Origin of the sequence: Streptosporangium sp. NPDC051023 (assembly GCF_040689595.1) — a bacterium.
In the GTDB taxonomy this organism is placed as follows: Bacteria; Actinomycetota; Actinomycetes; order Streptosporangiales; family Streptosporangiaceae; genus Streptosporangium.
Genome location: NZ_JBFBCE010000185.1, coordinates 1 through 3,951 on the forward strand (window position 1 = coordinate 1; position 3,951 = coordinate 3,951).

A 3,951-nucleotide genomic window follows, 5' to 3' on the forward strand; every position below is an offset into this window, starting at 1 on the left:
AACAGGATGACAAGAGCCCGGTGGCGGGAGACTGTCACGCCGGGATCTGTGGGAGCCCGAGGCTGCAATGCCTCGGGCCACCCGACCGGCTCTGACCTGCGGTTAGTGAGTTCGGTGTGGTGGGGCGAGGATGCCGGTGATCTCGGCGACGGCCTCGCCGCCGGGGCGGGTGTAGCGCATGGCGGTGCGGGGGTTCTTGTGCCGGGTCTCGGCCATGATCAGCTGGAGCGGCACCTTCTGGGATCCCCGTAGTACTCGGGAAAAATCGGGCGGATATGGCCCTGGCCTGGTGTTTGGTAGCCCGCGCTGAAGGAGCCAACGGGCGGCCGGTACGAGGCTGACCGTCCGCACGTCGTGCAGGTCAGTCCCTGGTACGGGGCTGGAGGGCGGCGAAATCGGTGTGGGCCTGCTCGACGGCTTCGGGGTGGCGCTGGCGTTTGTCGTGCTCGGCCAGGGCGCGGTAGATGCTGGCCAGGCTCGGGTTCTTCCCCTTGCGTTTGCCGGTCGGGATGATCAGGTCTGGCTGGATCGACTCGACCGATTCACCGCCTGCTCTTCGCCGGAGCACGGTGTGCAGCATGTCGTCGGTGATCACCGGGGGGCGGCCGCCGTGGTTTCCTTTGCGGGCGGCGGCGTTCAGGCCCTCCAGGGTGGCTTCGCGGATGTTCTCGCGTTCGGTTTCGGCCATCGCGGCGAAGAAGGCGAACAGTACCCGCCCGGTGCCGGACGGGTCGTAGATCCCGGTCAAGGGTCCGGCGAGCATCTCCAGGGCGATGCCGTGGGCGGTGAGGTGGTCGGCGAGCGCGGTCAGTTCGGCCGAGTCGCGGCCGAGGCGTTTCATCTCGTACACGGTGAGGATCACGCGGCAGTGCGGGGCGTGCGCCTTGATCTGGCGGCATGCCTGGAGGGCCTTTTCGAACTCGGGGCGGACCCGCACCCGGGTGGAGACCTTCTCGGCGAAGATTTTCTCACGCGCGATGCCGTGCGCGGTCAGGGCGTCGAGCTGGGACTGGAGTTCCTGGGTGAGGTGGGAGCAGCGGGCATAACCGATGCGGATGTCCGTGCTCGGGGTCTCCGCCGGGATCGGTGCCGGGGGCGCGGTGCCGGGCCGCCATGGCTGTCCTGGGCCTCGGTCGGCCGGGACGGGCACGCGCAGTAGCTTCGCCAGGCGGGGCACCTTGACGAAGCGGGCGGCGTGGTAAGTGCCGGCGACCGCGCCGGAGCGTGTGCGGCATGGCGAGCCCGGCTGGACGGCGCACCGCGGGCACGCGATCCGCTCGACCTCGTCGGCGTCGGCGTCGGCGTCGGCGTCGGACACGACGGTGGCCTTCGGCTGGCTGATCACCCCCGGATTCTCTCACAAACATTTCTCAGAACACCTCTACTATCTCAACTGTGTGAGAACGGGTTCTGAGACGAATCCGGGGCCCTGTGGCGCTCCGCCGGTCGGCAGAGCGGACGCTTCTCAGAATGGGGGGGGCGTTTCTGAGAATGGCAACCGTGCCTCAGACCAAGCTGAGCCCGCGCATCGCGCGGGCAACCGCCTGGACGGTCCTGGCCCCCATCGGTGACCGGTCGCGCGCTCCCATACAGACCCTCCTGCCCCGACCGGCACAGCACCAGCCACAACAGCTTCGGAGCCATCCGCGTACCGGATGGCGGATGGGTCACACACCCGGCTGCGGCACCGCGACCCGCCCCACGGACGAAGGGTTGCGACCTGGCCGGTCATGAGCTGGACGACGGCGATCATGACCTGCGTGGTGGTGACTCAATTCCTCACGTCATCGATCAAGGTGATCATCCGATCTGGCCGCTGCTGACATCCGAGGGCGCCCCGCCGCGCTGGGCGGGGGCGCCCCTCGCCTGCTCGGAGACCCCATGCCGGTCAATGTCCTGTCGGAGTCAGATTCGGAACGGAATCCGGCGTTAGCTGGGGTCCGCTGGTCAGCGAGCCTCTGGCCTTCCGCTCAACCGAACCGGGGCCCGGCGGCGATGTCGTCGGATGGGTTGGTGCAGAGACGCAGGTAGCGGTCGCTGGCGTGGCCGAGGCGGCGTTCGAGCTCGGCGCGGTTGTGGCCGGAGGCTTGGGACAGCTAGAAGGAGACGGTGCGGCGGGAGTCGTGCGGGCGCAGGGTCCCGAGCTTCCGGTCGGGGTCGGCCGTCTGGGCGTCGTGCAGGCGGCCGATCTCAGTGACGATGGTGTTGATCGAGCGGGGCGGCAGGCGGACGGCCCATGAGGGGAGACTCCCCATCGGTGTGCCGGTCCAGCGTCCTGTGGCCTTCAGCCGACTTCGCGAACGGGATCTGCATCTGCGATCAGGCTGGCATATGGCATGGCCAAGTCCTGAGGCGGCCGGGACAGGTGCACTGCGGTGTGGTAGCTGCCCGCGGTCTCCTTTCCCGTGGGGTCGGCCCCGGCGGCCCTGACCGCGGCGACGGCGTAGCGCTGTTCGTCCGGATCGGTGAACCGGCGCTGTTCTGTGGTGCGTTCCGGGTTGACCTCGGTGATCAGGCCGTGTTCGGCGAGGGCGTCGGCGATCGGCTTGTAGGACCCGGTGCGCAGCACGAACGCGGCCACCCACACCGGCTGGGCGGCGGCGCGCAGCAACTGGCGGAAGGTCCGGGCGGTCAGGAAGCTCACGCCACCGGTGACGGTGATCAGGCTGACGGGGCGGACGGCCCGGAGCAAGCCCGCTGATGCGGCACCAGTCTCCAGGTTCTCGGCGAAACCCGCGTCGAGCAGGCCGACGGCCAGCGCGTAGTCGATCGCGGCGGCGGCGATGTCCAGCCCGACCACCGGCACGGCGTTCTCGCGGCGGTACGCGGTGTAGAAGTCCCGGTCTCGCCTGATCAGTTCGATGGTCGTCAGCCCGAGGATCTGCGGCGAGGTGTAACGAGCGTAGAGGTCCTCGAAGGTCAGATGGTGGTTGAGCAGCGCGGCACTGATGCCGTAGGAGCAGCACAGGTCCGCCACCGTCACCGGCCCCGATCGCGCCTGCGCCGCCGCCAGCCGTCGGAAGACCGGCTGCGCGTGGTGGGGAGTCTGGTAGCCGAGCCGGCCGAGACTCCCGAAGAAGGCACGAGGGTCAGGCTGGTCGTACACCTCGTCGAACGGTGTTCTGCGTCCCGCAGTCTGTGCCACGACATCATCATGACCGTTGATAAAGATCAAGTGAACGAGCTGTCAATAGGGCGTTCAGGGCAGCGTCCCTTGCCGTGGCCGCCCCGCCGGTCCGCAGGCCGGGCACGCCGTGGATCGAACCGCACCGCCGCGCCGCGGCTGGCGCGCCGGCGAGCGGATCGTCGGCGGGCGGCGGTAGCGTGCGTCACCGGCACCCGTCGGCCGGAACCGCAGGCGCCGCGCCGCCAGGCCCTGGCCCGCCGCTGACGGGCGCCGACCGGCGCAAGCACGCACGGGCGCGCGGCCAACCCTTGTGATCGAGCAGCGATCATCCAGAGCGTACGGGGGGCTCGCACGGGGTGGCAGGGCGGGCGCTGCAACTGTCCGGGTCGGCCAGTCGGCCTGGCATCTCTAAGCGCTGCGGGGCAGGGCTGAGAAGGTGATGGAGTACTCCGTTGATGGCTCATCGCGGGCGGCGCTGGGCCGAGGGCCGTAGCGATCCGTCTGTGGAGGTGCCGTGTCATCATCATCGAACCAGGCCGGCAAGACCACGTTGATCCGGCTGCTGCTCGGCATGATCGCGCCCACCGCCGGAACAGTGCACGTCCTGAGCGCCGGCGTGCCGACCGGCGACCGCTCCGCCTGGGCGCAGGTGGGTTACCTGGTGGAAGTGGCCGCCGCCTACCCCGAACGAGCCTGACGTGACTGGCACAATTCAGCACGTAATTGGTCATGGATCACCCCGGGTTGGTTGGAGGCTCCTGAACCTGGAAGGGTGAGGAGCTATGGCACCACCGAGGAAGTACAGCTCTGAACTGCGTGAACGT

Annotated in this window: 5 protein-coding genes; 1 reads left to right on the forward strand and 4 read right to left on the reverse strand. The window is 69.0% G+C overall.

Features of this window, described 5'->3' with window-relative positions; genetic code table 11:
• Positions 1 to 102 precede the first annotated feature (102 nt).
• The 4 genes from AB0395_RS47640 to AB0395_RS47655 all read right to left on the reverse strand — a co-directional run bounded on the left by AB0395_RS47640 (position 103) and on the right by AB0395_RS47655 (position 3,145).
• Positions 103 to 234 (reverse strand): hypothetical protein, encoded by a 132-nt coding sequence (locus tag AB0395_RS47640; RefSeq protein WP_366294853.1) that lies wholly within the window; start codon positions 232 to 234, stop codon positions 103 to 105.
• A gap of 127 nt (positions 235 to 361) precedes the next feature.
• The gene (locus AB0395_RS47645; protein ID WP_366294856.1) at positions 362 to 1,345 is read right to left on the reverse strand and encodes a recombinase family protein; all 984 of its coding nucleotides are present in this window, start codon (positions 1,343 to 1,345) and stop codon (positions 362 to 364) included.
• Positions 1,346 to 2,096: 751 nt separating this feature from the next.
• Entirely contained in the window at positions 2,097 to 2,255 is a 159-nt protein-coding gene (locus AB0395_RS47650) for a hypothetical protein (protein WP_366294859.1), read from the reverse strand.
• Positions 2,256 to 2,284: 29 nt separating this feature from the next.
• Positions 2,285 to 3,145 (reverse strand): class I SAM-dependent methyltransferase, encoded by an 861-nt coding sequence (locus tag AB0395_RS47655; protein WP_366294862.1) that lies wholly within the window; start codon positions 3,143 to 3,145, stop codon positions 2,285 to 2,287.
• A gap of 496 nt (positions 3,146 to 3,641) precedes the next feature.
• Between AB0395_RS47655 and AB0395_RS47660 the strand changes: the two genes are divergently transcribed.
• Positions 3,642 to 3,824, forward strand: coding sequence for a hypothetical protein (locus AB0395_RS47660; protein ID WP_366294865.1), 183 nt, complete (start codon positions 3,642 to 3,644; stop codon positions 3,822 to 3,824).
• The last annotated feature ends 127 nt before the right edge of the window (positions 3,825 to 3,951 follow it).